A 26,952-nucleotide genomic window follows, 5' to 3' on the forward strand; every position below is an offset into this window, starting at 1 on the left:
ATTGACGAGTCAATAAACTTCGCCCTTATTCGGTTTGGCAAGAGTTTTCTGGAGCCGGACCGAAATGCCGAAGCTTGGGATGGAGCCTATCCGCAAGGAAGCGCTGGTAAAAGCCACCATTGTCGAGATCGGACGGGTGGGTTCGCTGGACGTGACGGTCAGCCAGATCGCCAAGCGGGCGGGGATGTCCTCGGCGCTGGCGCACCACTACTTCGGGTCCAAGGAAGACATGTTCCTGGCCGCGATGCGCCATATCCTGACGCTTTACGGGGCGGAAGTGCGCGGCGCGCTGGCGGCGGCCGAGGGGGCGGAGGGACGGATCCGGGCGATCCTGCGCGCCAGTTTCAGCCCCGGCAACTTCCGGCGCGAGGCGGTGAGCGCCTGGCTGAACTTTTGGGTTATGGCGCTGACGGTGCCCGAGGCGAAGCGGCTGCTCGCGGTCTATCAGGGACGGCTCCGGTCGAACCTGTCCTCGGCGCTGCGGCCCCTGGCGGGGGCGCGGGCGCCGGAGATCGCCGAATCGCTCGGGGCGATGATCGACGGGCTCTACCTGCGCGAGGTGCTGAAATCGGGGGCTCCGGACGGGGCGGCGGCGGTGGCGTTCGCGCTGCGCCATCTGGAGGCGGAACTGGAGCAGGGGGTGGGGGAATGAACGCGGATTATGTGATCGTCGGCGCGGGCTCGGCGGGTTGCGCCATGGCCTACCGGCTGGCCGAGGCGGGTCGGCGGGTGACGGTGATCGAGCATGGCGGATCGGATGCGGGGCCGTTCATCCAGATGCCGGGGGCGCTGTCCTATCCCATGAACATGGGGATCTACGACTGGGGCTTCGCGACCGAGCCCGAGCCGCATCTGGGCGGCCGGGTGCTGGCGACGCCGCGCGGCAAGGTGATCGGCGGGTCCTCCAGCATCAACGGGATGGTCTATGTCCGGGGCCATGCGCGGGATTATGACACCTGGGCCGAGATGGGGGCGGATGGCTGGTCCTATGCCGATGTCCTTCCGTATTTCAAGCGGATGGAACATTCGCACGGCGGCTCGGGCGCGGAGTTTCGGGGAACCTCGGGACCCTTGCACATCACCAGGGGGCCGCGCGCCAATCCCTTGTTCGACGCTTTCATCCAGGCCGGGGAGCAGGCGGGTTATCCGGTGACGGCCGACTACAACGGCCAACAGCAAGAGGGCTTCGGCCCGATGGAGGCGACGATCTGGAAAAGCCGGCGCTGGTCGGCGGCCAATGCCTATCTGAAGCCGGCGCTTGCGGGCGGGAATGTCTATGTGGTGCGCGGCCTTGCCCGCCGGGTGGTGATGGAGGGCAGGCGCGCGGTCGGGGTCGAGGTCGACACCCGGGCGGGCCGGCAGGTGATCCGGGCGGGGCGCGAGGTGATTCTGGCGGCCTCGTCGATCAACTCGCCCAAGCTTCTGATGCTGTCGGGGATCGGCCCGGCCGCGCATCTGAAGGAACACGGGATCGAGGTCGTCGCGGACCGGCCCGGCGTGGGCGCGAACCTGCAGGATCACCTGGAAATCTACATGCAGTATGCCGCGAGCCAGCCGGTGACGCTGTTCAAGTACTGGAACCTCTGGGGCAAGGCCTGGGTCGGGGCGCAGTGGCTGTTCACCGGGCGGGGGCCGGGGGCGTCGAACCAGTTCGAGGCCTGCGCCTTCATCCGCTCGAAGGCCGGGGTGGAATATCCTGATATCCAATATCATTTCCTGCCGATCGCCGTGCGCTACGATGGCAAGGCGGTGGCCGAGGGGCATGGCTTCCAGGTCCATGTCGGGCCGATGCGGTCGAAGTCGCGCGGCGCGGTCACGCTGCGATCGGGCAATCCGGCCGATGCGCCGGTGATCCGCTTCAACTACATGTCGCATCCCGACGACTGGGAGGACTTCCGGTCCTGCATCCGCCTGACGCGCGAGGTCTTCGGCCAGGAGGCGTTCAAGCCCTTCGTGAAGAAGGAGCTGCAGCCGGGGCCGGGCTACCAGAGCGACGCCGAGCTGGACGATTTCCTGCGCCAGCATGTCGAAAGCGCCTATCACCCCTGCGGCACGGCGCGGATGGGGCGGGCCTCGGACCCGATGGCGGTGGTCGATCCCGAATGCCGGGTGATCGGGGTCGAAGGGCTGCGGGTCGCCGATTCGTCGATCTTCCCGCAGGTGACGAACGGCAACCTGAACGGGCCGTCGATCATGACCGGCGAGAAGGCGGCGGATCACATCCTGGGCCGCACGCCCCTGCCGGCGTCGAACCTGGAGCCCTGGATCAACCCGAACTGGCGCACGGCACAACGCTGATTTTGCTGCATTTGATCGGGGTCAAGGTCTGGTCCCCCCAGTCGCCATAGACTAAGGGGGACGAGTCAAGAAGGAGACGCAAATGTCGAACACCCCGCACACGCTGCAAGAGGAATTCCCCGGCCAGGCGGCTGCCATCACCGCGCTGAAGGCCTCGGACCCGCAATTCGCCAGGCTCTTGGTCGAATATGACGAGGTGAACGACAAGGTGCACCGCGCGGAAACCCGGCTGGACCTGATCACCGAGGAAGAGGAAGAGCACCTGCGCAAGGCGCGGATGCGGATCAAGGACCAGATCGCGGTGGCGCTGCGGAAGTAAGGCGGCTCATCGTTCGACTTCGTCTCCTCTTCGCGGGGGGACGGGGTCAGCCGATCTCGTAGGGCAGCAGGTCGCGGGCATTGGGGTTGATCTTCAGCCGCCCCTCCAGCGGCGGGACGGATCGCTGGTGGCAATTCACCCGCTCGCAGATCCGGCAGGAAATGCCGATGGGCTCGAACCGGCCTTTCAGGTCGAGCCCGTCGGAATAGACCAGTTGCGGGGCATGCTGCACCTCGCATCCTAGGCTGATGGCATAGCGCCGGACCGGCGCCAGGAAGGCGCCGCCCGGTTTCGACACGTCGCGCGCCAGGCTGATGTAGCGCACGCCGTCCGGGGTCTCGCACAGTTGCCGCAGGAATTGTCCGGGCGTTTCAAAGGCCTGGTGGACGTTCCACAGGGGGCAGGCCCCGCCGAAACGGGCGAATTGCAGCCGGGTCGAGGAGTGGCGCTTGGTGATCGTGCCGGCCTGATCGACGCGGACGAAGAAGAAGGGGATGCCCTTGGCGCCGGGCCGTTGCAGAGTCGAGAGGCGATGGCCGACCTGCTCGATCGAGGCGCCGAAGATGTCGGCGAGGCGTTCAAGATCGTGGCGCACCTCTTGTGCGGCGGCCAGAAAGGCGCGGTAGGGCAGAAGGGCCGCCCCGGCGAAATAGTTCGCAAGGCCGATCTTGGCGATGTCGCGGGCCTCGGGCGTGGAGAAGCGGGCGAGGTCGAGGGTGGCCTCCAGCAGATCGTTCTGGCTGAGGAGCGCGACCTGATGCAGCAGCTGGAAGCGTCGCGAAGGGCTTGACGCGCGGGCCGAGATGTCCAGCCGGCGCGCGGCGGGATCATAGCGCCGCAGCGGCGCGGTGTTCGAATAGTGCAGGCTGATGCCGCTGCGGCGCAGCAGGTCCTGGGCCAAGGTTTCGATGGATTTTCCGTTGTTTGCCGAGGTGGCGAAATGTTCGGCCGCGCGGTCGATGGCATCGAGGTAATTGTCGCAATAGTGAAAGAAGTCGCGCACCTCCTCCCAGGGCGAGGGGCGCAGGGTTGCATCCTCGCGCCCCAGGGCCTCGTCCAGCGAGGCGAGGCGCTCGTGGGTCTGGCGGTAGGCGCGGTGCAGGTTCAGGAAAGCCCGGGCCAGGGCGGGCGCGTTCGAGGCGGCAAGGCGCAGGTCGGCAAGCGGCGGGGCGGCTGAGGTGAAGACCGGGTCGGCCAGCGCCTCGCGCATGTCGGTGACCAGACGCTCGCTTTCGCCGACGGTCAGTTCGGTGACGTCGAGGCCGAACTCCTGCGCCAGCGCCAGCACCACGGCGGCCGAGACCGGGCGGTGGTTGTTCTCCATCTGGTTCAGGTAGGGCAGCGAGACGGAAAGCTTGTCGGCGAAGGCCTTCTGCGTCAGGCCGAGGCGGGTGCGGATCTCGCGCAGCTTGACGCCGGCGTAAAGTTTCTGGGACATGGCGGACCTCTTTGCAAAGCCATGCATCGCTTTGCAAAGCCGCGTCAACCATCGATTCAGGGAGCGCCGATCTGTCGCGCCCGGCGCATGACGAAAAGGATGCAGACGACCGAGGCGATGGAGGAGGCGAGCATCAGCAGGATCAGCGGCATCTCGGACGAGCCGGGGCCGAGGAGGACGCCCGCGAAGGCCGCCAGCGCCGCGCCGCCGCCGATCAGGATCGCGCCGCCAAGGCCGGAGGCGGTGCCGGCAAGCTCGGGCCGGACGGAGAGGAGACCGGCATTGGCATTGGGCAGGCAGATTCCGTTGCCCAGGCCCATGAACATCATCAGGCTGAAGAACACCGTCGGGCCGGAGAGCCCGGCGAGCGTGAACAGCGCCAGAGCCGCGAGGCCGAGGGTGGTCACCATGCAGCCGGCCAGGATCATCCGGTTCATCCCCATCCGCACCGAATAGCGCCCGGCAAGGAAGTTGCCGACCGCATAGCCGATCGCGGTCAGGGAAAAGAGCGCGCCGACACGGGTCGAGGTGAGGCCATAGATCTTGTCGCCGACGTAAGGTGCGCCGCCGAGATAGGCGAAGAAGCAGCCCGAGGCGAAGGCGGCGGAGAGCGTATAGCCCCAGAACCGGCGCGAGGCGAGGAGGGCGGGGTAGCTGCGCACCTGTTCGGCCAGGCTGACGCGGCGGGGGCTCGCCGTCTCGCCGAGGTCGGCCCAGACGAGGGCGAGCGTGGCGGCCCCCAGCAGGAGCAGGAGTGCGAAACTCGCCTGCCAGCCGTAGAGATCGTCGAGAAAGCCGCCGATCACCGGGCCGACCATGGGCACGAGGCTCATCCCCATGGTGACATAGCCGATCATGCTGGCGGCCTCGGCGTCGGAGACCATGTCGCGGACCACGGCGCGCGAGAGGACCATGGCCGCGGCGATCACCGCCTGGGCCATGCGGAAGATCAGGAACACGGTGGCATTGGGCGCAAGGAGCGTGCCGAGCGTCGCGAGCAGGAACAGCGCCAGCGCCCAGAGCAGCACCTTGCGGCGGCCGTAGCGGTCGGAGATCGGGCCGATCACCACCTGCAGCGCGGCCGAGAGCGCAAGGTAGAGCGCCACGGATTGCTGCATCAGGCCATAGGATACGCCGAACCAGGCCGCCATGCCGGGCAGCGAGGGCAGGAAGATGTTCATGGTCAGGGCGGAAAGCCCGGCCATCAGGATCAGGGTGACGATCTTCGGCGGCGTCGTCCGGTCCAGGAAACGGGCGGTCTGCATGATCCTCGGGCTACGCCTGCGGCGGTGATTTGTCTACAGGCGGCCGGTCGGGGAAAGCCGGTCTCAGGCCCATTTGTGGAAGATGAAGAACGCCCCCGCCGCTATGAACGCAAATCCGACGAGGTGGTTCCACGCCAGCGGCTCTTTCAGGTAGAAGACGGAAAAGACGGCGAAAACCGACAGCGTGATCACCTCCTGGATCGTCTTCAGCTCGGCCGCCGAGAAATGGCCGTGGCCGATCCGGTTGGCGGGGACCTGCAGGACGTATTCGAAGAAGGCGATACCCCAGCTGACCAGGATCACGGTGAAAAGCGCGGCCGACTTGAACTTGAGGTGACCATACCAGGCGAAGGTCATGAAGACGTTCGAGGCCAGGAGAAGGCCAATGGTCACAAGCGGAACGGGCAGGTGCATGGGGGTCCCCGGAGTGTCGGACGGGCGATGATCGCCCCGGGCGCGACCTCTATCCCATGTCGGGGCCTCGGCGCCATATCTGCTGCCGGGCGGCCGCGAAGAACGGGGCTATACGCCGGCCGGGACAGGCCATATGGTTTGCCGCGGGCCGTCGAACGCGTCGCGGCCGCAGCTTCTTCCAACCCGAATCCGCAGGACATGGCTGGTCTTCCCGAAGAATGGCGCATCGGCATCCTCTTCTCGCAACGCGGGCTGAGCATGGTGACCGAGGCGGAACATATCCGCGGCACGATCCTGGCCATCGAGGCGATCAATGCCGCGGGCGGGGTCCGCGGCCGCCCGCTTGCCCCGGTGATGCGCGATCCCGAATCCGATCCCCGGCTTTACCGCGAGAAGGCGCGCGAGCTGCTGGTGGACGAGGGGGTGAACGTGATCCTCGGCTGTTCCCACTCGGCCAGCCGCAAGGCGGTGCTGCCGCTGATCGAGCGGCACAACGGCCTGCTGCTCTACCCCTCGATGTACGAGGGGTTCGAATATTCCGAGAATGTCATCTACACCGGGGCGACGCTGAACCAGATCGGCTGCTCGCTGGCGGACTACCTGGTCCGCAACCACGGCAGGCGGATCTTCCTCTGCGGGGCGGATTACATCTTCTCGCGCGAATCCAACCGGGTGATGCGCGACCTGCTGGAGGCGCGGGGCGCCAGCATCGTCGGCGAGCGTCACGTTCCGCTGGCGGCCGACACCGGCGCGTTGCGGGGGCTGATCGACGATGTGAGGGCGGCCGCGCCCGATGTGGTCTTCGCCACGATCATCGGCGGGCCCGCGCGGGAGTTCTACCGGCTGTATGCCGAGGCGGGCTTCGACCCGCGTGAGCGGCCGATCGCCTCGCTGACCATGGCGGAAACCGAGATCGGCCGGATCGGGCCGGAGGCCTGCGTCGGCCACATCCTGTCCTCGAGCTATTTCCAGACCATCGACAGCCCCGCAAATGCTGCCTTCGTCGCCGCCTTCCGCAGCCGTTTCGGCGACGGGGCGACCACCAGCACCTGGTCGGCCAATGCCTATACGCAGACGCGCCTGCTTGCGCTGGCGCTGGAACAGGCCGGAACGCTGGAGACCGAGGCGCTGTCGCAGGCCTTCCTGGGCCAGCAGGTCATCGCGCCCGAGGGGCCGGTGCGGGTGGATGCCGAGACGCGCCACCTTTGGCTGACCCCGCGCATCGGCGTGGTGCGCGAGGGGGGGCTGTTCGACATCCGCTGGCAGGCCCCGGCACCGCTGCGGCCCGATCCCTATCTTGCCACCGTGCGATTCGACGAAAGCTGGATCGAGGCATGAAACCGGGCCCGCGCCGAATCCTGGACGAGCTGCGCAGCTCGCAGGTGCTGGTCCTGCATCCCAATGACGAGGACGGCCGCCTCCTGACCGACCACCTGCGCCGGCTGGGCTGCTCGGTGCAGGCGATGTGGCCGCTGCCCCGGTCGATCCCCAGCCGCTATGACGTGGTCTTCGTGCAGGTCGACGACCGCCCCGGCGAGGCGCTGGCGGGACTGCTGGCCGAGCACGATCCGGCGGTGATCGCCATCATGACCTACGAGACGCCGACGGCGATGCAGTCGATCCTGGATCTGAACGCCCATGCGGTGATTTCCAAGCCGCTGCGCCCGTTCGGGATCCTGGCGCAGTTCGTGCTGGCCCGCCATCGCCGCAGCTTCGAGGGGCGGCTGGCGGGCAAGGTGCGCAAGCTGGAGGACACCTTGCGCGGCCGCCGCACGGTCGAGCGGGCCACCAAGGTGATCAGCGCCGCCCGCGGGATCGGCGAGGACGAGGCCTACCGTTTCCTGCGCGACCAGGCGACCTCGCGGCAGATCTCGATGACGGCCGTGGCGGAGAGCATCATCGCCGCGCATGAGGCGCTGACCGGCCTCGGCCTGTCGATCGCGGTCGGAACCGGAAAATGAACGGCGGGAAAATTTCTTCTCGCCAGGCTGGCGGGATTGTGCATTACTGACGCTCGAAGGTGCCGGGAGGGGCATCGTCACCCCGCGCGGCCGGCCGTCTTGCAGACAGGCCGGCGCAGGGAAAGCGGCAGGGTTGCCGCATACTGACATCATCGGCTGGAGAGCCCCCTGGTTGCGCGGTGAATTCCGCGGCCGGGGGTTTTTGCGTTTGGAGGACCGCCTTGACCAATCAGAATCCCGGAACCGTGACCGTGGCCTGCCTGCAGTTCGAACCGCAGGTCGGGAAGGTCGAGGCGAACCTGGCCGCGATGGAGCGGCTGATCCGCGCCGCGGCGGCGCGCGGGGCCGAGCTGGTGGTGCTGCCGGAACTGGCCGACAGCGGCTACAACTTCGACTCGCCCGAGGAGGCGCGGGCGCTTGCCTCGCCCATTCCCGAAGGACCTCCGTCGCAGAAGCTCATCGCTCTGGCAGCAGAGCTGGGTCTGTACATCGTCAGCGGCATGAACGAGCTGCATGAAGGCACGGTCTACAATTCCGCGATCATCTGCGGCCCCTCGGGCCATCTCGGCACCTTTCGCAAGCTGCACCTGTGGAACCGCGAGAAGCTGAGCTTCCGGCCCGGAAACCTGGGCCTGCCGGTCTTCGACACGCCGGTCGGGCGCTTCGGCGTGGTGATCTGCTATGACGGCTGGTTTCCCGAGGTGTTCCGCCACCTCGCGCGCGAGAACTGCGATCTGGTCTGCGTGCCGACGAACTGGGTGCCGATGCCGAGCCAGCCCGCCGGGGCCGAGATCATGGCCAATATCCTGCACCGCGCGGCGGCGCACAGCAACGGCCTGCCCATCGCCTGCGCCAACCGCATCGGCACCGAGCGCGGCCAGGAGTTCCTGGGCAACAGCGTCATCATCGGGGCGGACGGCTGGCAACTGGCCGGGCCGGCAAGCGCCGATGGCGAAGAGATCCTGATCGCCACCATCCCAACCGGGGTGGTGGCCAGGAACCGGGCCGTCAGCGAAAGGAACGATGTCTTCGGCGACCGCCGGACCGACGTCTACGGCTGACGGCGCAGGAAACGAACCGGCCGGAAGCCGGCGGAACAGCAACCAGAAAACAGGGAAAGAAATGAAACGGACATTCGCAGCACTTCTTGCCACCGTCGGCACGGCCGGTCTTCTGGCCGGCGCGGCCCTTGCCCAGGAGGGCGAGCCGATCGTGATCGGGATCCCGGTCGGCCTGTCGGGCGCCAACAGCGTGGTCGCGCCCTCGGTCGTGCAATCCGCCGAACTCGCGGTCGAGCAGATCAACGCCCAGGGCGGTGTCCTGGGGCGGCCGCTGGAGCTGAAGATCGCCGATGACGCCTCGGGCGCGGCGGGGGCGCAGGCGGCCTTCGACTCGCTGGTCTTCGACAGCAAGGTCGACGCCATCATCACGATGGAGGTCTCCTCGGCGCGCAACGCCGGGCTGCCGATCGTCGAGGAGGGGAACGTCCCCTATATCTATTCCTCCTTCTACGAGGGCCGGTCCTGCAGCCCGAACCTTTTCGTCAACGGCTGGGTGCCCGAGCAGCAGGTCCCGCCGGTGGTCGACCAGTTCATGGCGGCGGGCGCGAAGAAGTTCTTCCTGGTCGGCAGCGACTATGCCTTCGGGCGCGGGATGCTGGAGTTCACCCGCAAATATGTCGCCGAGAAGGGCGGCGAGGTCGTCGGCGAGGAATACCTGCCGCTGGAGAGCAGCGACTGGACGGCGATCATCTCGAACCTGCGGGCCTCGGGGGCCGAGGCGCTGATCTCCTCGACCTCGGGCGGCGCGCCGAATGTGACGCTGATCAAGCAGCTGCGCGCGGCGGGCGTGGACCTGCCCTATGGCAATCTTGCCGTGGACGAGGGCACGGCGGCCACCCTGGGCGCGGACAGCGCCGGGATCATCATCTCGGCCTCCTATGTGACCGGGATCGACAGCGCCGAGAACAAGACCTTCCTCGAGGCGATGCAGGCCAAGTTCGGCGCCGACCTGCGCACGCCCAACGACCTGTCGGTGCCGCAGTACGAGGCGATCTGGCTGTACAAGGCCGCGGTCGAGAAGGCGGGCAGCACCGAGACGGCTGCGGTGCTTGCGGCGCTGCCGGAGGTGTCCTTCACCGGCCCGCGCGGCACCATCGCCATGTCAAAGCAGCATCACGCCCCGATGACGATGTATCTGGGCGAGATCCAGGCCGACGGCTCGGTCAAGGTGGTGTCCAGCTTCAAGGACGTCGATCCGGGCGAGCAGTGCCCGGACCTCTGACGGCGCGCTGAGCGGTCCGGGGCGCGCGCGCCCCGGGCTTTCGGTCATCTCTTGCGGGAACGGGTGCATGGTCCTGGTTCTGGATTCGCTGACCACGGCGGCGGTGCTGTTCATCGTGTCGTCCGGTCTTTTCATGATCTTCGGAGTTCTCCAGATCATCAACTTCGCCCATGGCGCCTGGCTGGGCCTGGGGGCCTATGCCACCGTGGTCACGACCGCGCTGGGGGTCAGCCCCTGGCTGGCGCTGCCCCTGGCCTTCGTGGTCGGCGGCGTGCTGGGCGGCCTGACCGAGCGGCTGGTCGTGCGGCCGCTCTACGCCCGGCCGCTGGATGCGATCCTGGCCACCTGGGGGCTGGGCATCGTCATCGGGCAGCTGATCACGCTGGCCTTCGGACGCGACGTGCAGATGATCCCGGTGCTGATGACCGGGACCGTCGACGTGCTGGGGACCGCCTATTCCGCCTATCGCCTGACCGCCATAGCGATCGCCCTGGCGATCGGGCTTGGCTTCGTCCTGGCGCTGGAGCGCACCCGGCTGGGCCTGACCGCACGGGCGGTGATCATGAACGAGGCGCTGGCCCGCGCCCTTGGCATCAACACCGCAAGGGTGCGGCTGGCGACATTCATGCTCGGCTCGGCGGTGGCGGCCTGCGCCGGGGTGCTGCTCACGCCGCTGACCTCGGTCGATCCGAACATGGGGGTGATCTGGCTGATCGGCTGCTTCATGCTGGTGATGGTCTCGGGATCCTCGGTCCGGGCGCTGGCCCTGGCCTGCATCGTCTTCGGGACGGCGCAGGTGGCGGTCGGCACCTATGTCAGCCCGATCCTGGGCGGGATGACCGTTGCCGTCCTCTGCGCGCTGATGCTGCGCCTGCGCCCGAAAGGATTTGCCGGTGTCTGACCGCATGACGCAATCCCGCGGGCTGCTGCTGGCGCTGCTGCTGCTGGCGGCGGTGCTGGTCCTGGCCGGGCCGCTGTTCCTGGATCGGTTCACGATGAACGTCCTGACCCGGTCGATGATCTATGCGATCCTGGCGCTGACCGTCGATCTTCTGTGGGGGTTCACCGGCATCCTGACCTTCGGCCAGTCGGCCTTTTTCGGGGCCGGAGCCTATGCCACCGCCATGGTGCTGACCCATCTGGGCGGCGCGCCCGAGCATTTCGTGCTGGCCTTCGTGCTGGCCATCGCAATTCCGACGCTGCTGGCGGCGCTGGTCGGCTGGCTGTCGTTCCACCAGGGGGCGACGCCGCTTTACGCGACCGTGATCTCGCTGGTGGTGCCCATCGTCATGACGCAGCTGATCTTTGCGGGCGGCCAATCCACCGGCTCGTCCAGCGGGCTGGTGGGGTATCCGACGCTGGCCCTCGGCGCGGCCAACCATTTCCGGCTGGCCGGCGTGGTGCTGATCGGCTTCGGCTGCCTCGCCTGGGTCTTCGTGCGCTCCGACGCCGGGCGGATGCTGGTGGCGATCCGCGACAACGAGATGCGTGCGGCCTATCTGGGCCTGCGGGTGCAGCTTGTCCGCATCCTGCTGATGACGGTGCTGGGCGGGGTCGCGGGGTTTGCCGGGTTCCTGCTGGCCAATGCGGCGCGGATGGTCGCGCCCGAGATCGCGGGCTTCGTCTTCGGCACCCAGCTGGTGATCTGGACCGCCCTCGGCGGCCGGGGAACGCTGCTGGGCCCGGTCGCGGGGACGCTGGGGATCGACTGGCTGGGGGCCAAGCTCTCGGGCGAGCTGCCCTTCCTGTGGCAGTTGCTGATCGGGGCCATCTTCGTCGTGATGATCCTGTTCCTGCCGCGCGGCCTTGCGGGTCTCGTCCCGCGTCGGCGGCATCAGGGCACGCCGCCCGAACTGGTCGCCATCCCGACCAGGCGGCGCGCCGATGCCGTGGGGCCGGTCCTGTCGGTGCGGGGCCTCGGCAAGTCCTATGGCAGCCTGCATGTCCTGGAAAGCATCGACCTTGAGGTGCACCGAGGCGAGCTTGTCAGCCTCGTCGGCCCCAATGGCGCGGGCAAGACCACGATGATGCGCTGCCTCTCGGACGGGACCGAACCGATCTCCGGCAGCATCACCGTGCTCGGCAGGGACATCGGCGGCCTGCCGCCCGAGCGGATCGTGCGCCTGGGCGTTGGGCGCAAGTTCCAGCTTGCCAGCGTGTTCGAAAGCCTGAGCGTCGCCGATTGCCTGCGGCTGGCCCGCATGTCGCTGGACCGGCCCAGCCTCTTGCGCCGGTCGCGCAGGATCGGCCTGCCGGCCCCGGCGATCGACATCCTGCGCCTGACCGGACTGGACGGGATGCTGAACCAGCGCGCCGGGCTGCTGTCGCACGGCCAGAAGCAGGCGCTGGAGCTGGCGATGGTGGTGGCCCTCGAGCCGGAGCTGATCCTTCTGGACGAACCGACGGCGGGCCTGACCAAGGCCGAACGCGCCATGATCGGCGGCGTGCTGCAGCGCCTCAGCGGCGAGTTGGGCCATGCGGTGATCCTGATCGAACACGACCTCGATTTCGTCCGCATCGTCTCGCAACGCATCGTCGTCCTGCATCAGGGGCGGATGGTGATGGATGGCACGGTCGGCGAGGTCGTGGACTCGGATCTGGTGCGGGCGATCTATTCCGGGGCGGCAAATGCGTGAGGCGGGACGGACAAAACTGGCCATCGCGGGACTGCGCAGCGGCTATGGCGCCACCGATGTCATCGCCGGGATCAGCCTGGAGATCCCGGCCGGCGAGATCTGCGCCCTGATGGGCAAGAACGGCATGGGCAAGACCACATTGCTCAAGTCGGTCATGGGGCTTCTGCCGCTGCGCGAGGGCAGGGTGGGCCTGGACGGCGAGGACATCACCGGCTGGACCCCGGCGCGGCTTTTGGCCAGGGGCCTGGGCTATGCGCCGCAGGAACTGCCGCTGTTCCAGGACCTGACCATCCTCGACAACCTGCGCCTCGCGCTGCGCGACGACCGGGCCCTGGCCCCGGCGCTGGAGCGGGTCTTCGGCTATTTCCCCTTCCTGGCCGAAAGGCTGAACCAGAAGGCCGGAACCCTGTCCGGGGGCGAGCAGAAGATGCTGATCCTGTCGCGCAGCCTGATGCTGCAGCCCGACCTGCTTCTGGTGGACGAGATCTCCGAAGGCGTGCAGCCCAGCGTCGTCCAGCGCATTGCCCGCGCCCTTCTGGGCGAGTGCGAAAGGCGCGGCATGACCGTGCTCCTGGTCGAGCAGAACCTGGGTTTCGCGCTGTCGGTGGCGCATCGCTGGGCCGTGCTGAAACTGGGCCATATCCAGGAAAGCGGCGAGAACGATGCCGCGGCGCATGCGCGGATCATGGAGCACCTGAAGATCTGATCCGCGCCTTCCGGCCCGGATCTAGCTGCGGAAGATCGCCACCAGGTCGCTTGCGGCCTCCATCGGGCCGCTGAGTTCCAGATGGTCCTGGATATGCTTCAGATGCGCCACCATCGCCCGGCTGGCCGCTTCGGGGTCGCGGTTGCGGAAGGTGCCGAAGATCTCGTCATGGTCCTCGTCGCGGCAGTTCGACACGCCCGGACTGCCGAAGATGCCGATGATCAGCGAGGTCCGCGTGACCAGTTCCTTGACCATGCGCAGCGCGACCGCATTGCCCGCGATCTCGGCCAGAAGCACATGGAACTGGCCCGAGAGCCGGATCGCCTCGCGCCGCTTGCTGCCGTGATGCGCCGCGTGCTCCAGCGCCAAGTGGCGCTGGAGGGTGGCCAGATCCGCCTCCGTCGCCCGCTCGACCGCAAGCCTGGCCACGTTCGGCTCGATCATCAGCCGGGCCTCGAACACCTCGCGCGCTTCCCCGGTCGAGGGCGAGGCGACGAAGGCTCCGCGGTTCGGCTGCAGTTCCACCACCTGGCGGCTGGCCAGCAGCAAGAGGCTTTGCCGGATCCGCATCCGGCCGACGCCGAAGGCCTCGCACAGGGCGGCTTCCGACAGCTTGGTCCCCGGCGGCAGGCGCTGGTCGATGATCGCCTCGAAGATCCGGTCGACGATCTCCTCCTCGCCCGGCTCCTCGGCCCGGATGGAATGCTCTGCAGCGACCGTGACGTGGTCCATTCCTTGCCCCTTCCCGCGTTGGACGCAGCCTAGCGATCTTTGCCGTCAACCATCAAGGGGCAGGAGTGCTGACGCAGCTTCACTATTTTGTTGACAATCATGTTCACACCAACCTCAATCATGAGGTCCCGGACTTGAATTCCGACGACTGACAAACAGGGAGCACAACATGCAAAGACGCGATTTCCTTGCGGGCACGGCCTTGTCCCTTGCTCTGGCGCTGACGACGACCACCGCCGCATGGGCCGAGAATGCCAAGCTGAAGATCGGCTTCGTCGGCGTCACCTCGGGTCCGGCCGCGGCCTGGGGCATCTCGAACCAGCGTTCGATGGAGGCCCGGGCCGCCTGGCTGAACGAGTTGGGCGGGGTCCAGATCGGCGACACGACCTACGACATCGAGATAGTCCCCTTCGACGACCAGAAGGACCCCAAGCGCGCCATTGCCGGCATGGAGAAGATGGCGCAGGACGGAATCCACTATGTCGTCGGTCCCAACGTCGATGACGGCGCGGCGGCGGTCCGCCCGGTGGCCGAGCAGAACGGGATCATGTATTTCCCCTATGCCTTCCCGAAGGAGCTGTATACCGCCCCCGCCTCGAACGCGATCCTGGGGATGGTGGCGAATTATCAGTCCGGCCCGGCGATCTACAAATACCTGATGGAAAACAACGGCATCAAGAAGGTGGCCTTCGTCGCGGGCAACGAATCCGACCCGCTGAGCCAGCGTGACTCGGGTGCCGCCGCCGCCCGCGAACTGGGGCTCGAGGTCGTGTCGGACAGCGTGACCTACCAGATGGACACCACCGACTTCACCCCGGTCCTTCTCCCGGTGATCCAGACCGCGCCGGACCTGCTGGTCCTGTCGGGCGTCTCGCCCGCCAACGCGCCGCAGCTGATCCGCTCGGCCCGCGAGCTGGGCTATACCGGGCTCATCTCCACCGAGACCGCGCAGGATGCCGCCGTGCTGGCCGAAGGCGCGGGCGAGCTGGCGAACGGCTTCATCTCGGTCGGCGGGGCGTCCACGCCCGAGCTGGCCAGCGATACGATGAAGGAATTCGTGCAGCGCTACACCGACATGTTCGGCGAATACAACGACGAGTCGAACACCAAGGTCTATGCGCTGGAATACATCGTCGAGACGCTGAAGGCGAACCCGGCGGCGATCGACAATGTCGAGGAGTTCAAGAAGACCATGGACACGTTCGAGGCGCCGAACCCGTTCATGGTCGGCGACGCGAAGCTGACCTATGTCGGCACGTCCTCCTTCGGGCAGAAGCGGCAGGTTTCGGTGCCGCTGGTGGTTAACGAGTACAAGGACGGCAAGTTCGAAACGCTCTTCGTCGCCCAGGTCGACTGAGCGCAGACGCCTGCATTGTCCTGGCGGGGCCGGATATGCCTTTCCCGGTCCGGGCCCCGCCGTTTCCTCTGCACAGGACCGCGCCCATGGAACAGATCCTTGCCAATGGCCTCTATCTCGGCGCGCAATATGCGCTGATCGCGCTTGGCCTGACCCTGATCTTCTCGCTGATGAACGTGCTGAACTTCGCCCACGGGCAGATGTATGTCTTCGGCGGCTTCGTGACCTATACCGTCGTCGCCCAGCTGGGGCTGCCCTTCATCGTCGGTCTCATTGCCTCGGCAGTGGTGCTGGCGGTGATGGGCGCGCTGATCGAGAAATTCCTGTTCCGCCCGGTGATCGCCCGGTCGAAGCGCGACGAATCCACCATGCTGCTGGCCGCGGGGATCGCCTTCTTCCTGGACGCGGTGATCCTGCTTCTGTTCGGAGAAAAGCAGCGCGGGGTGCCCAAGGTGGTGAACGGGGTGTTCAACTGGGACATGCGGCTGATCATGCCTTATGACCGCATCCTGATCGCGGTGCTGGCGATTGCGCTGATCGTGGGCTTCATCCTTTTCATGCAGTATTCCCGCACCGGACGCGCCATGCGGGCCCTGGCGCAGGACCGGGTGGCGGCGCAGCTGATGGGCGTGGACGTCGACCGCTATTCGATGATCGGCTTCGCCCTGGGCGCCATGCTGGCCGGGCTGGTCGGCGGGCTTCTGGTCACCATCACCGGCATCAACCTCGGGATGGGCGGGCCGACCTCGATCAAGGCCTTCCTGATGATCATGATCGGCGGGGCCGGGGTCATCTCGGGTGCCATCGCCGGAGGGTTCATTCTCGGCATGATGGAAAGCATCGGCCTGACCCTGCTGGCCGCCTATGGCGACGTCACTTACCTCGTGATCTTCGTCACCCTGATGATCTTCCTCGCCATCCGGCCGCAGGGCCTGATGGGCAAGCCCTGGGGGTGAGACCATGACCGACCAGACGCAATCCATCGCGCAAGGGCGCAGTTCCACCACCCGCCTTGCCGGAGTGCTGGCCTTCCTGCTGGCCGTCTTCGTCCTCGTCCCCGCCTTCATCGCCCTGACCGGGCGCTGGGACTTCTACTACACGCTCACGTCGGTCGCGCTGCTGTCGGTGGCTGCCGCCGGGGTCTGGCTGACCTTCTACATCGGCCGGATCAACATCGGCCAAGGCGCCTATGCCCTGACCGGGGGCTATGTCTCGGCGATCCTGATCACGCAATACGGGGTCAGCTTCTGGCTGACGCTGCCCTTGGCCGGACTCTTCTGTGCGCTGGTTTCGGTCGTGATCGGCCTGCCGATCCTGCGCCTGCGCGGCGTCTATTTCGCGATGGTCACGCTGGTCCTGACCGAGGTCGCCCGGCTGACCGCCCTTGCGCTCCCAGTCACCAATGGCGCCAAGGGCATCACCTCGATCCCGCTGCCGGGGGAACTGTCGATCTTCGGCCTGACCATCATCCCCGACTTCGCCACGCTGGCGAACCCCAAGCTCGCCTTCTACCTGATGGCCGCCGTCCTGATGGTCGTGACCTATCTCGTCCTCTGGCGCATCGTGAATTCCCGCCTCGGGCATCTCTGCCGGTCGCTGCAGCAGAACGAGGAGCTATCGGCCTCCATCGGCGTCAATACCGCGATGCTGCGGGTGCTGGCCTATGCCATCTCCTCCTTCTTCGGCGGGCTGGCCGGGGCGATCTTCGTCGCCATCTCGCAGTCGATCTACCCCTCCTCCTTCGTGGTGCAGGACAGCGTGAACTTCATGCTCTACTGCTTCCTCGGCGGGTTGGGCTATGTCTTCGGCCCGATGCTCGGCACGCTGCTCCTCTACTTCGGCTGGGACCTCCTGTCGGTCGCCAAGCAATACCAGCTCCTGATCTATTCCGGGGCGCTGATCGCGCTGATGCTGGTCCTGCCGAACGGCGTCCTCAGCCTTCTCGACCGCAAGGGGGGCCGCAAATGATTCCGATCCTGCAGGTGAAGAACGTTACCAAACGTTACGGCGGGCTGACCGCCAACAACGACATCAGCTTCGACGTCGCCCCGCAGGAGATCCTGTCGGTGATCGGGCCGAACGGGGCGGGGAAATCCACGCTCTTCAAGCAGATCGCCGGGTTCGTCACGCCGACGACGGGCGAGGTGATCTACAAGGGGACGAAAATCTCCGGCCTGCCACCGCACAAGGTGGCGCGGATGGGGGTGGTCAGGACCTTTCAGGAGACCACGATCTTCAAGTCGATGACGGTGCGCGAGAACGTCATCGTCTCGCATCACCTGCGGTCGAAGGCTTCGCTGCTGGGGTTCTTCTTCGGGTCTTCTCAAGCGAAGGCGGACGAGGCGGAGTTCGGGAAGTCGGCGGACGACATCATCGATTTCCTCGGGTTGCAGGCGATCCGCAACGAGCTGGCCTCGAACCTGCCGCAGGGCCATCTGCGTGCTCTCGGAATGGCCATCGGGCTGGCGACCCAGCCGGAGGTGATCCTGCTGGACGAGCCCTTCGCGGGCATGAACCATGACGAGACGATGCGGATGGTCGCCCTGGTCCGCCGCTTGCGCGACGAACGCGGGCTGACGGTGCTGCTGGTCGAGCATGACATGCCGGCGGTGATGAAGATCTCCGACCGGATCGTCTGCATCAACTTCGGCGAGAAGATCGCCGAGGGCTCGCCGTCCGAGATCCAGGCCAACCCCCGCGTGATCGAGGCCTATCTCGGCAGCGAAGACGCCGCCATCGGGATGTGAATGATGACCCAGACAGCGACCAAACTGGAACCCGCCCGCAAGATGCTCAGCTTCGACAATGTCGAGCTGTATTATGACCACGTCTACGCGCTGAAAGGCGTTTCCATCGACCTGATGGAGGGCGAGACCGTCGCCCTGATCGGAGCCAATGGCGCCGGGAAATCCTCGATCCTCCGCGCCATCACCGGGCTGCGCAAGATCAAGTCCGGCACGATCAGCTATCTCGGCGACCGCATCGACGGCCGCCCCGCCGCCGAGATCGTCAAGCGCGGCATCGCCATGGTCCCGGAGGGCCGCCGCGTCTTCCCGCTGATGAGCGTGAAGGACAACCTCTTGATGGGGGCCTTTACCCGCACCGACAAGCAGGGCATCGAGCAGACGCTGGACAGCGTCCTGACCCGCTTCCCGCGCCTGAAGGAACGCTTCACCCAGCAGGCCAGCACGCTTTCGGGCGGCGAGCAGCAGATGATGGTGATCGGTCGCGCGCTGATGGCGAAGCCGAAGCTTCTGCTGCTGGACGAGCCGAGCCTCGGCATCGCGCCGAAGCTGGTGCAGGACATCGCCCGCGCCATCGTGGCGATCAGCCGGGACGAGGGGGTGTCGGTTCTCCTCGTTGAACAGAACAGCCGGATGGCGCTGTCGATCTCGAACCGCGCTTATGCCCTGTCGACAGGCCAGGTCGTCCTGTCCGGCAACTCGAAGGACCTGATGCACGACGACCGGATCAAGGCCGCCTATCTGGGCGGGGAGCTTTAGAACATGCGCCTACTGGTGATCAACCCGAACACCACCGCTTCGATGACCGAGAAGATCGGCTTTGCCGCCCGGGGCGCGGCCAGTCCGGGGACCGAGATCCTCGCGTTGAACCCGGCCAGCGGCCCGGTCTCCATCGAGGGCTACTACGACGAGGCGCTCAGCGTCCCCGGCCTCTTGCACCTGATCCAGACCACCCCCGGCTTCGACGCGGTGATCATCGCCTGTTTCGACGACACCGGCCTCGACGCCGCGCGCTGCCTGACCGACCGCCCGGTGATCGGCATCGGCGAGGCCGCCTATCACTTCGCCGCGATGCTGGCGAACAAGTTCTCGGTCGTCACCACGCTGGGCCGCTCCGTCCCTGCGCTGGAGCACAACCTGCACAGATACGGCCTTGCCACCCGCTGCGCCCGCGTGCGCTCCTCGGAGGTCGCCGTGCTGGAGCTGGAGCATCCCGGCTCGGACGCCTGCAACCGGATCAGCGCCGAGATCGGCCGCGCCCTGGCCGAAGACCGCGCCGAAGCCATCGTCCTCGGCTGCGCCGGAATGGCCGATCTGGCGGGGCGGCTGGCGGCGGAACACGGGCTGCCGGTGCTCGACGGCGTCACCTGCGCGGTCAAACTGGCCGAGGCGATGGTCGGCCTCGGCCTGAAGACCTCTCGCCTCGGCGGCTATGCCCCGCCGCCCGTGCAGAAACTGCGCGCGACGGCATGAACCCCGCCCGCTGCGCGCGCGCCGATCGCACAGCAGGAATACGTCACGAAGGCCGCCCCGGACCCGGTCCGTCCGATGCGGGCCGCGACCGCCGCAGTCTACTTCCTTGCCCCCCGGCGCGGCAGGAGCTTGCGGAAGCGGGGCCGGTTCACGTCGATGAAGCTGTCGAAGGCCACGCCGAAGCCCAGGCTTCGGCCCTTCAGGTAGGCGGCCCCGGCCAGGGCGGCGAGACCCGCCCCGACCGCGTCCACCATCAGGTCGCTCATCGTGTCGTCCAGCCCCGATTTCTGCATGTTCAGCCCGAAAAGCTGGTCCATCGCATATTCGAAGATCTCCCACAGCGCGCCCACGGTCATCGCGGCGCAAAAGCTCAGCACGCCGATCGCCCAAGGGGGCGCGGCGTAGCGGTCGCCCTCGAAAAGCATCAGGATCAGCAGAAAGCCCAGGATGCCGAAGCCGATCGCCGAAGTGCCGTGCAGCACCAGGTCCCACCACCACAGCCGGTTGTAGAAATCGTGCATCTCGCCAAGGTAGATCGTCGCCAGCACGAAAAGCGCGATGGCGGCCAGAAAGCTGTTCGGCAGGAAAAGCCGGACCCGGCTGGCCAGAAGCTGCGGCAGGGCCGTCAGGACCAGGGCCGAAAGGGCGACAAAGACCGCAAGCCAGGTGCCGCGCACCAGCGCGATCAGCATCTCGACCGTCAGGAAGAGGCGGATCCCGTTCAGGACAAGAAGCGAGGGCGCGGGCATCTGGCGTTCCGGCTGGAGGCTTCGATCCTTATATTGGGATCATGACGCGGGAATCAAAGCCATCGCTGAAAGTGGCGACCTGGAATATCCGGGCGGGCCTCGGGACCGACCTGCGCCGGGACGCAGACCGGGTGCTGGACCGGATCGCGGACCTGGGCGCCGATCTGGTTGCCCTGCAGGAGGCGGATTTCCGGCTGGGTCTGCGGCCCTCGGCCCTGCCGCGCGACGTGATCGCCGAACGGACCGGGCTGGTGCCGTTGCCGATCGGGCGCAATGCCTCCAGCATCGGCTGGCATGGCAATGCGATCCTGGCGCGGCCCGGCTTCCATCTGTCCGGGCTGCAGCGGCTGGACCTGCCGGGATTCGAGCCGCGGGGCGCGGTCATCGCCGATCTGGACGGGCCGGTGGCGCTGCGGCTGGTGGCGCTGCACCTGGGCCTGCTGCGCTCGTCCCGGCGCAAGCAGCTGGACGCGGTGCGCGAGGCGGTGCTGCACCATCCGCCGCGCCCCACGGTGATCCTCGGCGACTTCAACGAATATTCGCGCCGGGTGGGGCTGGGCCGCCTTGCGCGCGCCTTCCAGCTCATGGAGGCGGCGCCGACCTATCCCTCGCGCGCGCCGCGGCTGGCGCTGGACCGGATCGCGCATAGCCACGACCTGGGGCTGGAGCCCCTGCCGGTGCCCTGGCGCAAGGGGGTGCAGCCCTCGGACCATCTGCCGCTGCTGGCCGAGCTGCGGCTGTTGTAGGGGGCGGTTGCGGTCCTGCGGCGGGGGCAATAGGCTTGCGGGCGAGGGGGATGCCGGAATGACCTATTGCGTCGGGCTTCTGTTGAACGAGGGCATGGTGCTGCTGGCGGACACGCGCACCAATGCCGGATTCGACAATATCTCGATCTATCGCAAGCTCTACACCTTCGAGGAGCCGGGCGAGCGGGTGATTGCGATCATGACGGCTGGCAGCCTGTCGGTGACGCAGACCACGCTGGCCAAGCTGCGCGAGGCGATCGAGGACGACGACGCCACGCCCGAGACCAGCATCATGCTGGCCCCCACCATGCTGAAGGTGGCCGAGATCGTCGGCGCCCGGCTGGCCGAGGTCCGGGCCGAGGTGGACCAGAAGCTCTCCGCGATGCAGGGCGCCAGCGCGAGCCTGATCGTCGCGGGCCAGCGCCGGGGCGAGGGGATGCGGCTGTTCCTGATCTACCCCGAGGGCAATTTCATCGAGGCGACCGAGGACACGCCCTTCCTGCAGATCGGCGAGCACAAGTATGGCAAGCCGATCCTCGACCGGGTGGTGAAGCCCGCGACCAGCCTGGCGGATGCGCAGAAGGCGGTACTCCTGTCGATGGATTCGACGCTGCGCTCCAATCTCTCGGTGGGGATGCCGCTGGACCTGGTGGTGATCGAGCGCGACAGCTGCAAGGTCTGCTTCCGCCGCCGGATCGAGGCCGGCGACCCCGGTTTCCGCGCGATGAGCGAGGCCTGGTCGGCGGCACTCCGCGACGGATTCGCCCGCATCTCGATCTGAGGCTTGGCAAAGGCAGCCGGGACTCCTAGCTTTGGAACCAGAGCCATGGAGATCGCGATGCCCGAGCTTGTCCGCCTTTACATCCGCAGCGTGGCGCTGGGATTCCTGATCTCGGCCGCCTTCACGGCGGGGCTGGTCTGGTGGGACGTGGCCGGGGTGGGACATCTGATCCTGGGCTCGGACCTCGGGCCGGTGGCGGCGGCGATGCTGGTGGTGTTCAACGGGATTGTCTTCTCGGCGGTGCAGTTCGCCTTCAAGGTGATGGCAATGGCCGAGGAGGACGAGGGTCCGAAGGGCGGCCACGCCGCGCGGGAGCCTGCGCTGGTGCCCGTGCGCGCCGCCGCGAAATCCCGCCGCTGAGAGCCGGGCGCCGATTTCTTCGAAGAAATCGGACCGGAATTTTCGAAAATTCCGGTGCGGCACCGGGTGGCGGGCCCGCAGCAACCGTGAGAGCCGGGGTTTTCCCGAGAGCCAGAGGTCTCAGGTGGGCGCCAGATACCCGGACCAGGATCCGGGCAGAGCCAGCCCCCGTTCGCTTGCTTATCGGCCACTGGAAAATTGGCCCGCACGCGAGGAGCAGCACCCGCCATCCCTGAAGATAGGGCGTGCGGGGGCTGGCCGCAAGGCTGGACAGATGTTCACCTTTGGTTCATGATCGACCAATGGACATTCCCGTCAGCCTCCCGGAGATACTGCCCCTCCAGCCGGGCCAGCGGCTGCAGCGCGGCGTCTGCCGGGGCCTGCGCGCGCTGGACTTCGTCTGCGTCGAGGAGTTGATCCCCAGCCCCGGCCTGCGCGTCGACGTGATGGCGCTGGGCCCGAAGGGCGAGGTCTGGGTGGTGGAATGCAAGTCGGGTCGGGCGGATTTCCGCGCGGATCGCAAGTGGCAGGGCTATCTCGACTGGTGCGACCGCTTCTTCTGGGCGGTGGACGCGGATTTCCCTGTCGATCTCCTGCCCGAGGAGACCGGGCTGATCCTGGCCGATCCCTATGACGCCGAGGTGGTGCGCATGGCGCCCGAGGCCCCCCTGTCGGGCGCGCGGCGCAAGGTGGTGCTGCGGACCTTCGCCCGTGCGGCGGCGGGGCGGCTGCAGGGCCTGCGCGATCCGGGATTCGCGGGCTGAGCCGCAAATCTTTTCGAAAAGATTTGCAAATTCCTTCGAAGGAATTTGCTCCCCCGATCAGCGTTTCTTCGGCTTGCCCGCCGGCTTCGCCCCCATCGCGCGCGCGGCCTCGGCGGCGGCGCGCAGTTCCTCGGCGATTTCCTCGGCCTCTTCGGGGTCGAAGTCCAGCGGCAGCTCGATCCCGCCCTCGGCCTCGACATAGATGCGGACCATGCCGGCGTCGGTCGGACCGATCTGCAGGTTCGCCGCGATCTCGCTTGGTGAGTTGATGCCCATGGCCATTCTCCACGTTCCCGCGGCGGCGTAACGGTCGGCCGGGCAGGGTGCAAGAAAAATCGCCCTCCCCGGGCGGGGCGGGCCGGAAAGCCTTGCGAAGGCGCTTGCAATCCGGGGGGCGCGGGGCTAAATCGCCCCCGAGTGCCGCCTTAGCTCAGTTGGTTAGAGCACCAGATTGTGGATCTGGGGGTCCCCCGTTCGAGCCGGGGAGGCGGTACCATTAAAATCAAGGGCTTAGACCGCCAGGTCTGAGCCCTTTGGTTTTCGTGGCTACCACCGGGCTACCACGGGACGCGATTTCGTACCGGCAAGACCCTTCCCGAAGCAGCGGGCGCTGATCACATCGGCCGGGCTGAGGCCCTGGATCGACGCTCTGCAATGGGATGGGTGCGAAGGCCGAGGGCGCGGGCACGGGCAGGCCAAGAGGAACAACACCCCGCGCGCCGGGAAGGCGCAGGGGGAACTCTGTGGCGCAAAATTTCGATCTTTCGCCTCTACGCGAAAAGGAGGGATCGGGCTTGGCAAGTGGCTTTGGTGATCGCTGGCGAGTGGCAAAACCCGTGTAACCTTGTAACTTTGTAACCGACATATGTAATGAATTGTATTCATTACATAATTTACCCCTCTACAGGTTACAAAACAGGTTACAGATCGGACCGACCTTGTAACCCATCAAGCCATTGATTTTACTAGGTTCCGCTCGTTTAGGCTGGGCCAGAGCCGGAAAAAATGAGGCATTCTAGGCCGAGTTTAGCCCAGAAAGGCCAGAAATCGCGTACCCCCCTACGACGAAAAAATTGCAGAAAATCGAGGACTTGGCGAAAACTCACCTTACCCGGAAATAAAACCCCGAATGGCTTCCCTCGCCGGTCCCAGATCCCCCTCATTCCAGACTTTCGCCCCCCCCCCCATCCCCTTCGCTTGAGCCACTTCGGGCTGAAACCGGCCGCAAATCATGGCCAGGCTAGGCGCTGGGCGGATAGTGCGCCGGCAAACACAGGGTCTCGATTCCACCACCAGGCGCGCAGCTCGGGCGAGCGGGACCGGAAGTTTAGGCTTCGCGTCAAGTTTACAGCGCGGCAACATATGCGCATCCGCGACCCGTATACACGGGGAGGCCAGGAAGGACCCGAGGCATACCCATGGAGACAGGCCGCGCGGCCGGTCGGTTGCGCAACCGTTGCAAGTGCAGGAAATCCGGCCAAAGTTGCACCCTTTCCGAAAGGTGCAACGAATAAGTCAACACGCCTCGCCGACCCGTATACTGAAGCAGGGCGGAAGGACCCGCAGAAAGGAAAGGGGCGCGGATTGCCCGCACCCTCTGGACTTCTCCGGCTGTTATGGACTTCACGGCTCTGCCCTTGGGGTATGGCGCGCCACACTTCCCCTTGCCCAAGGTGGGGCGCGGGGTTCTGGCGGTCACGCGGGCGGCGGATCGAGCTTAGGCAGATTTGCCGAATCGAGGGCGTTGAAGATCGCGAAGGCCTTTGCTTGCGCGATGGTCAGCACCGCTTCAAATGCATTGGCGCCTTTATCATGGTCCTTGAGGATCACCAGGCCCTCAATCAGCGCATCGAGGTCGCAGGCCTCATCCTGTACCCGCCGCACGTGGGCGCAAAGGCGGTAATAGGCAGCGCGGCCGGGCTCATCGGATGGTCGGCTCATCGTGCATCCTCCGCAGCGTCCAGGGCTTCAGACAGTTGCTTCGCCAGTTTCTCGGCCGCCTCAAGCATCCCATCAACCGCGTTCCGGATCAGATCGGAACCCTCTGGGGCCGTGTCGCTGTCAATCTGTAGGTGCGCAGTCGCAGCCGCCCGAATGACGCCATAGAGTGAAATGGCAGTGACCTTGGCATGAAAAGGGCCAGCTGAGGGCTTTCCCTCGGAAAGGGGCAGGGGCATAGGTCAGTCTCCTTGGTTGAGTGTGGATGGATCAGGCTACGGCGCGCAGCTCGGCGCGCAGGGCGTCCAGGCGTTGCCAGTCAGCACCGGCCAGCCGGTCCTTGCATTCCAGCATCCGGATATCGGTGCGGATTTCCTCGGCCGGACGGGCCGAGGCGAAGGCCGCGCGCTGGGCGGCACGGTAGGCTGCCTGACGCTTCACATCCGCCCACGCGCGCACCAGGGCGGCCCGGAAGTAACCGCGAAGGGCAGAGGCCGGGGCGCGGGCGCCCCACTGGTCCTGTTTGGCCCAGACCCAGGCGAGACGAAAGACTTCCTTGCGGTTGATGGTCATGGCTGTTGCTCCCATTCGCTACACATAGTATGTAGATGCATACACGCTAGGTGTCAACACATGGCGTGTAATATACTACACTTGGAGTGTAATTAATGAACGCTTTGGACCGGGGCACGTGCAAGGCAGCCCGAATGCTGATTGATTGGACGGGGGCGCAACTGGCAGACGCGGCGGCAGTCTCTCAGGACACCCTGCGCTCTTTCGAAAGCGGTCGGACGCGCACCTTGAGCCGCGAGAATGAAGCCGCCATCCGCAAGGCCCTTGAAGCCCAAGGGGTGCAGTTCCTCGAAAGCGGACAGGTAGCCTCTGGGCCAGGTGTGGCGCTGGGCAAAGCGCAGTCATGACGGCCACAATAATTGAAGGCATGCTTTCCGAGGGATTTCTTTACCGCCTCGGGGTGTACGCCCAGACCTGCGCCCACATTGAAAAAGTCCTTTGGCACGTGGTTCTGCTCGGGCAAGGGATCGACGTGTCCGACGAACCGGATTTCCAAAGAGCGATGCGAATTCGCAAGGTCAACCGCGACCTGCTTTCTGAAGCCAAAGATGCGGCGGGCAAAATTAAACCGAACATCGGAAAAATCTTGGTGGGCATCGTCTCCGAGATCGAGAGCGAATTGTATGTGCGTCACATGGCAGTTCACGGTGCATGGCATACCCACCCGCCTGGGGAAAGCCATACTTGCGAGTACTTCCGAGACGTCGGCCCGAAGGGCGCGCCGGATTGGAGAGCTTACACGGACGCCATAACAGACCAGGAAATTGACGGCGCCATCTCCAAGGTTGACGATCTGCTTCGGCGGGCTCTGGACGTATGGCAAGAACTGAAGGCGAGCAAGAGCGCGGGAACAACCTATGAACGATAACAGCGCGGCCAAGCGTGAGGCAGAAGACCGACACGACGCGGAGCTTGCCGACTATCTGCGCCGAATCGGCGCAAGAAGCCTTGCCGCCGAACTGGATGACCTACGGTTTCGCAACCGAATTCTGGAGGCGCAACGCTGGCTGGATAACCATGACGCTCTTATATCCGAACATGCGCTGCACCGCGAAAAGTACGATCAGAGACTTCTCGCCAACCAAGCATGGGTCTTCGACAAGGCGCAGACCTACAACAATTTCGTTGTAACCTTGGGCTATGCTGGAATGTTCGGTATCTGGTCGTTTGTTCGGGACGAGATGGACCCGTGGGATATGAAATTGATCGCTGTCCTTCTGGGATCCTCATTGGTCATGTTCATGCTTTGGACGATGGCACAGGCGATTTGGATTATGCGGTCGGCTGTTAGGCTCCAGACCCATTGATTTCGGGCGGTTCGCGTGATTCAGGCCTCGCAAGGAGACCTGACCGATGAGCAACCTCTACTGGCTGTCCGAGGCGCAAATGGAGCGCCTGAAGCCATTCTTTCCGAA

At 66.1% G+C, this 26,952-nt stretch carries 32 protein-coding genes and 1 tRNA gene; 24 read left to right on the forward strand and 9 right to left on the reverse strand.

What is annotated here, in order from left to right; translation table 11 throughout:
- The first annotated feature begins 64 nt into the window (after positions 1-64).
- From betI to I7S92_RS16780, 3 genes are all read left to right on the forward strand, one after another.
- Positions 65-652, forward strand: coding sequence for a transcriptional regulator BetI (gene betI / locus I7S92_RS16770; RefSeq protein WP_197646476.1), 588 nt, complete (start codon positions 65-67; stop codon positions 650-652).
- A complete protein-coding gene (betA, locus tag I7S92_RS16775; RefSeq protein WP_197646480.1) occupies positions 649-2,298 on the forward strand; it encodes a choline dehydrogenase in 1,650 nt (549 codons plus the stop codon). The genes betI and betA overlap by 4 nt, the downstream gene beginning before the upstream one ends.
- Before the next feature lie 82 nt (positions 2,299-2,380).
- On the forward strand, positions 2,381-2,617 hold the full coding sequence (locus I7S92_RS16780) for an HP1242/YdcH family protein (RefSeq protein ID WP_197646481.1): 237 nt from the start codon (positions 2,381-2,383) through the stop codon (positions 2,615-2,617).
- A gap of 46 nt (positions 2,618-2,663) precedes the next feature.
- Here the strand turns inward: I7S92_RS16780 and I7S92_RS16785 are convergent, their stop codons facing one another.
- From I7S92_RS16785 to I7S92_RS16795, 3 genes are all read right to left on the reverse strand, one after another.
- Positions 2,664-4,055 carry a helix-turn-helix domain-containing protein gene (locus I7S92_RS16785; protein WP_197646482.1) on the reverse strand — a complete coding sequence of 464 codons (1,392 nt, stop codon included), beginning with the start codon at positions 4,053-4,055 and terminating at the stop codon, positions 2,664-2,666.
- Between the two features lie 56 nt (positions 4,056-4,111).
- Positions 4,112-5,320, reverse strand: coding sequence for a Bcr/CflA family efflux MFS transporter (locus I7S92_RS16790; RefSeq protein ID WP_197646484.1), 1,209 nt, complete (start codon positions 5,318-5,320; stop codon positions 4,112-4,114).
- A gap of 63 nt (positions 5,321-5,383) precedes the next feature.
- Positions 5,384-5,734 (reverse strand): DMT family protein, encoded by a 351-nt coding sequence (locus I7S92_RS16795; protein WP_197646486.1) that lies wholly within the window; start codon positions 5,732-5,734, stop codon positions 5,384-5,386.
- 198 nt (positions 5,735-5,932) lie between these two features.
- Here I7S92_RS16795 and I7S92_RS16800 point away from each other — a divergent pair, with 198 nt between their 5' ends.
- The 7 genes from I7S92_RS16800 (at position 5,933) to I7S92_RS16830 (ending at position 13,320) form a co-directional block, all read left to right on the forward strand.
- Complete coding sequence (locus I7S92_RS16800) at positions 5,933-7,072, forward strand: transporter substrate-binding domain-containing protein (RefSeq protein WP_197646488.1); 1,140 nt, start codon at positions 5,933-5,935, stop codon at positions 7,070-7,072.
- Positions 7,069-7,695 carry an ANTAR domain-containing response regulator gene (locus I7S92_RS16805; protein WP_197646490.1) on the forward strand — a complete coding sequence of 209 codons (627 nt, stop codon included), beginning with the start codon at positions 7,069-7,071 and terminating at the stop codon, positions 7,693-7,695. The genes I7S92_RS16800 and I7S92_RS16805 overlap by 4 nt, the downstream gene beginning before the upstream one ends.
- Positions 7,696-7,916: 221 nt before the next feature.
- Complete coding sequence (locus I7S92_RS16810; RefSeq protein WP_197646492.1) at positions 7,917-8,756, forward strand: nitrilase family protein; 840 nt, start codon at positions 7,917-7,919, stop codon at positions 8,754-8,756.
- Positions 8,757-8,817: 61 nt separating this feature from the next.
- Positions 8,818-9,978 (forward strand): substrate-binding protein, encoded by a 1,161-nt coding sequence (locus I7S92_RS16815; protein ID WP_197646494.1) that lies wholly within the window; start codon positions 8,818-8,820, stop codon positions 9,976-9,978.
- Between the two features lie 67 nt (positions 9,979-10,045).
- Positions 10,046-10,879: a branched-chain amino acid ABC transporter permease gene (locus tag I7S92_RS16820; protein ID WP_197646496.1), complete on the forward strand. Its 834-nt coding sequence runs from the start codon at positions 10,046-10,048 to the stop codon at positions 10,877-10,879.
- Positions 10,872-12,614: a branched-chain amino acid ABC transporter ATP-binding protein/permease gene (locus I7S92_RS16825; RefSeq protein ID WP_354001343.1), complete on the forward strand. Its 1,743-nt coding sequence runs from the start codon at positions 10,872-10,874 to the stop codon at positions 12,612-12,614. Before I7S92_RS16820 ends, I7S92_RS16825 begins: the two co-directional genes overlap by 8 nt.
- A complete protein-coding gene (locus tag I7S92_RS16830) occupies positions 12,607-13,320 on the forward strand; it encodes an ABC transporter ATP-binding protein (RefSeq protein WP_197646498.1) in 714 nt (237 codons plus the stop codon). Before I7S92_RS16825 ends, I7S92_RS16830 begins: the two co-directional genes overlap by 8 nt.
- 21 nt (positions 13,321-13,341) lie before the next feature.
- Here I7S92_RS16830 and I7S92_RS16835 read toward each other — a convergent pair whose 3' ends face one another.
- Entirely contained in the window at positions 13,342-14,052 is a 711-nt protein-coding gene (locus I7S92_RS16835; protein ID WP_197646500.1) for a GntR family transcriptional regulator, read from the reverse strand.
- Between the two features lie 169 nt (positions 14,053-14,221).
- On the opposite strand from I7S92_RS16835, the gene I7S92_RS16840 reads away from it, so the two are divergent.
- The 6 genes from I7S92_RS16840 (at position 14,222) to I7S92_RS16865 (ending at position 19,626) form a co-directional block, all read left to right on the forward strand.
- Entirely contained in the window at positions 14,222-15,409 is a 1,188-nt protein-coding gene (locus I7S92_RS16840; protein WP_197646502.1) for an ABC transporter substrate-binding protein, read from the forward strand.
- Positions 15,410-15,495: 86 nt separating this feature from the next.
- A complete protein-coding gene (locus I7S92_RS16845; protein WP_197646505.1) occupies positions 15,496-16,365 on the forward strand; it encodes a branched-chain amino acid ABC transporter permease in 870 nt (289 codons plus the stop codon).
- A gap of 4 nt (positions 16,366-16,369) precedes the next feature.
- On the forward strand, positions 16,370-17,377 hold the full coding sequence (locus I7S92_RS16850) for a branched-chain amino acid ABC transporter permease (protein ID WP_197646506.1): 1,008 nt from the start codon (positions 16,370-16,372) through the stop codon (positions 17,375-17,377).
- Positions 17,374-18,156, forward strand: a complete 783-nt coding sequence (locus I7S92_RS16855) for an ABC transporter ATP-binding protein (protein WP_197646508.1) — start codon at positions 17,374-17,376, stop codon at positions 18,154-18,156. The genes I7S92_RS16850 and I7S92_RS16855 overlap by 4 nt, the downstream gene beginning before the upstream one ends.
- Before the next feature lie 3 nt (positions 18,157-18,159).
- On the forward strand, positions 18,160-18,912 hold the full coding sequence (locus I7S92_RS16860; RefSeq protein ID WP_435532921.1) for an ABC transporter ATP-binding protein: 753 nt from the start codon (positions 18,160-18,162) through the stop codon (positions 18,910-18,912).
- A 3-nt stretch (positions 18,913-18,915) separates the two neighbouring features.
- Positions 18,916-19,626 (forward strand): aspartate/glutamate racemase family protein, encoded by a 711-nt coding sequence (locus I7S92_RS16865; RefSeq protein WP_197646511.1) that lies wholly within the window; start codon positions 18,916-18,918, stop codon positions 19,624-19,626.
- A gap of 98 nt (positions 19,627-19,724) precedes the next feature.
- Here the strand turns inward: I7S92_RS16865 and I7S92_RS16870 are convergent, their stop codons facing one another.
- Positions 19,725-20,375, reverse strand: a complete 651-nt coding sequence (locus tag I7S92_RS16870; protein WP_197646513.1) for a DUF2238 domain-containing protein — start codon at positions 20,373-20,375, stop codon at positions 19,725-19,727.
- A 41-nt stretch (positions 20,376-20,416) separates the two neighbouring features.
- Here I7S92_RS16870 and I7S92_RS16875 point away from each other — a divergent pair, with 41 nt between their 5' ends.
- The 4 genes from I7S92_RS16875 (at position 20,417) to I7S92_RS16890 (ending at position 23,026) form a co-directional block, all read left to right on the forward strand.
- Positions 20,417-21,121, forward strand: coding sequence for an endonuclease/exonuclease/phosphatase family protein (locus tag I7S92_RS16875; RefSeq protein ID WP_197646515.1), 705 nt, complete (start codon positions 20,417-20,419; stop codon positions 21,119-21,121).
- A gap of 58 nt (positions 21,122-21,179) precedes the next feature.
- The gene (locus I7S92_RS16880) at positions 21,180-21,902 is read left to right on the forward strand and encodes a proteasome-type protease (protein ID WP_197646517.1); all 723 of its coding nucleotides are present in this window, start codon (positions 21,180-21,182) and stop codon (positions 21,900-21,902) included.
- 57 nt (positions 21,903-21,959) lie between these two features.
- Positions 21,960-22,262, forward strand: coding sequence for a hypothetical protein (locus I7S92_RS16885; RefSeq protein ID WP_197646519.1), 303 nt, complete (start codon positions 21,960-21,962; stop codon positions 22,260-22,262).
- A gap of 302 nt (positions 22,263-22,564) precedes the next feature.
- The gene (locus I7S92_RS16890) at positions 22,565-23,026 is read left to right on the forward strand and encodes an MmcB family DNA repair protein (RefSeq protein ID WP_197646521.1); all 462 of its coding nucleotides are present in this window, start codon (positions 22,565-22,567) and stop codon (positions 23,024-23,026) included.
- Between the two features lie 57 nt (positions 23,027-23,083).
- Here the strand turns inward: I7S92_RS16890 and I7S92_RS16895 are convergent, their stop codons facing one another.
- Positions 23,084-23,302 (reverse strand): DUF6324 family protein, encoded by a 219-nt coding sequence (locus I7S92_RS16895; RefSeq protein WP_197646522.1) that lies wholly within the window; start codon positions 23,300-23,302, stop codon positions 23,084-23,086.
- 143 nt (positions 23,303-23,445) lie between these two features.
- Here I7S92_RS16895 and I7S92_RS16900 point away from each other — a divergent pair.
- Positions 23,446-23,522 (forward strand) — tRNA-His (locus I7S92_RS16900).
- Positions 23,523-24,721: 1,199 nt separating this feature from the next.
- On the opposite strand, the gene I7S92_RS16905 is transcribed toward I7S92_RS16900, so the two are convergent.
- From I7S92_RS16905 to I7S92_RS16915, 3 genes are read right to left on the reverse strand one after another with little or no spacing between them, the layout of a single operon-like run.
- Positions 24,722-24,967 carry a hypothetical protein gene (locus I7S92_RS16905; RefSeq protein ID WP_197646524.1) on the reverse strand — a complete coding sequence of 82 codons (246 nt, stop codon included), beginning with the start codon at positions 24,965-24,967 and terminating at the stop codon, positions 24,722-24,724.
- Positions 24,964-25,203, reverse strand: a complete 240-nt coding sequence (locus tag I7S92_RS16910) for a hypothetical protein (RefSeq protein WP_197646526.1) — start codon at positions 25,201-25,203, stop codon at positions 24,964-24,966. The genes I7S92_RS16905 and I7S92_RS16910 overlap by 4 nt, the downstream gene beginning before the upstream one ends.
- Before the next feature lie 31 nt (positions 25,204-25,234).
- Positions 25,235-25,537: a hypothetical protein gene (locus tag I7S92_RS16915; RefSeq protein WP_197646527.1), complete on the reverse strand. Its 303-nt coding sequence runs from the start codon at positions 25,535-25,537 to the stop codon at positions 25,235-25,237.
- 95 nt (positions 25,538-25,632) lie between these two features.
- Here I7S92_RS16915 and I7S92_RS16920 point away from each other — a divergent pair, with 95 nt between their 5' ends.
- The 3 genes from I7S92_RS16920 to I7S92_RS16930 are packed head-to-tail and all read left to right on the forward strand — an operon-like array spanning position 25,633 to position 26,844.
- Positions 25,633-25,884, forward strand: coding sequence for a helix-turn-helix domain-containing protein (locus I7S92_RS16920; RefSeq protein WP_197646529.1), 252 nt, complete (start codon positions 25,633-25,635; stop codon positions 25,882-25,884).
- Positions 25,881-26,405 (forward strand): hypothetical protein, encoded by a 525-nt coding sequence (locus I7S92_RS16925; protein WP_197646531.1) that lies wholly within the window; start codon positions 25,881-25,883, stop codon positions 26,403-26,405. Before I7S92_RS16920 ends, I7S92_RS16925 begins: the two co-directional genes overlap by 4 nt.
- A complete protein-coding gene (locus I7S92_RS16930; protein WP_197646533.1) occupies positions 26,395-26,844 on the forward strand; it encodes a hypothetical protein in 450 nt (149 codons plus the stop codon). The genes I7S92_RS16925 and I7S92_RS16930 overlap by 11 nt, the downstream gene beginning before the upstream one ends.
- Positions 26,845-26,952 lie beyond the last annotated feature (108 nt).

The organism is Tabrizicola soli, assembly GCF_015999335.1.
GTDB classification, from domain to species: Bacteria; Pseudomonadota; Alphaproteobacteria; order Rhodobacterales; family Rhodobacteraceae; genus Tabrizicola; species Tabrizicola soli.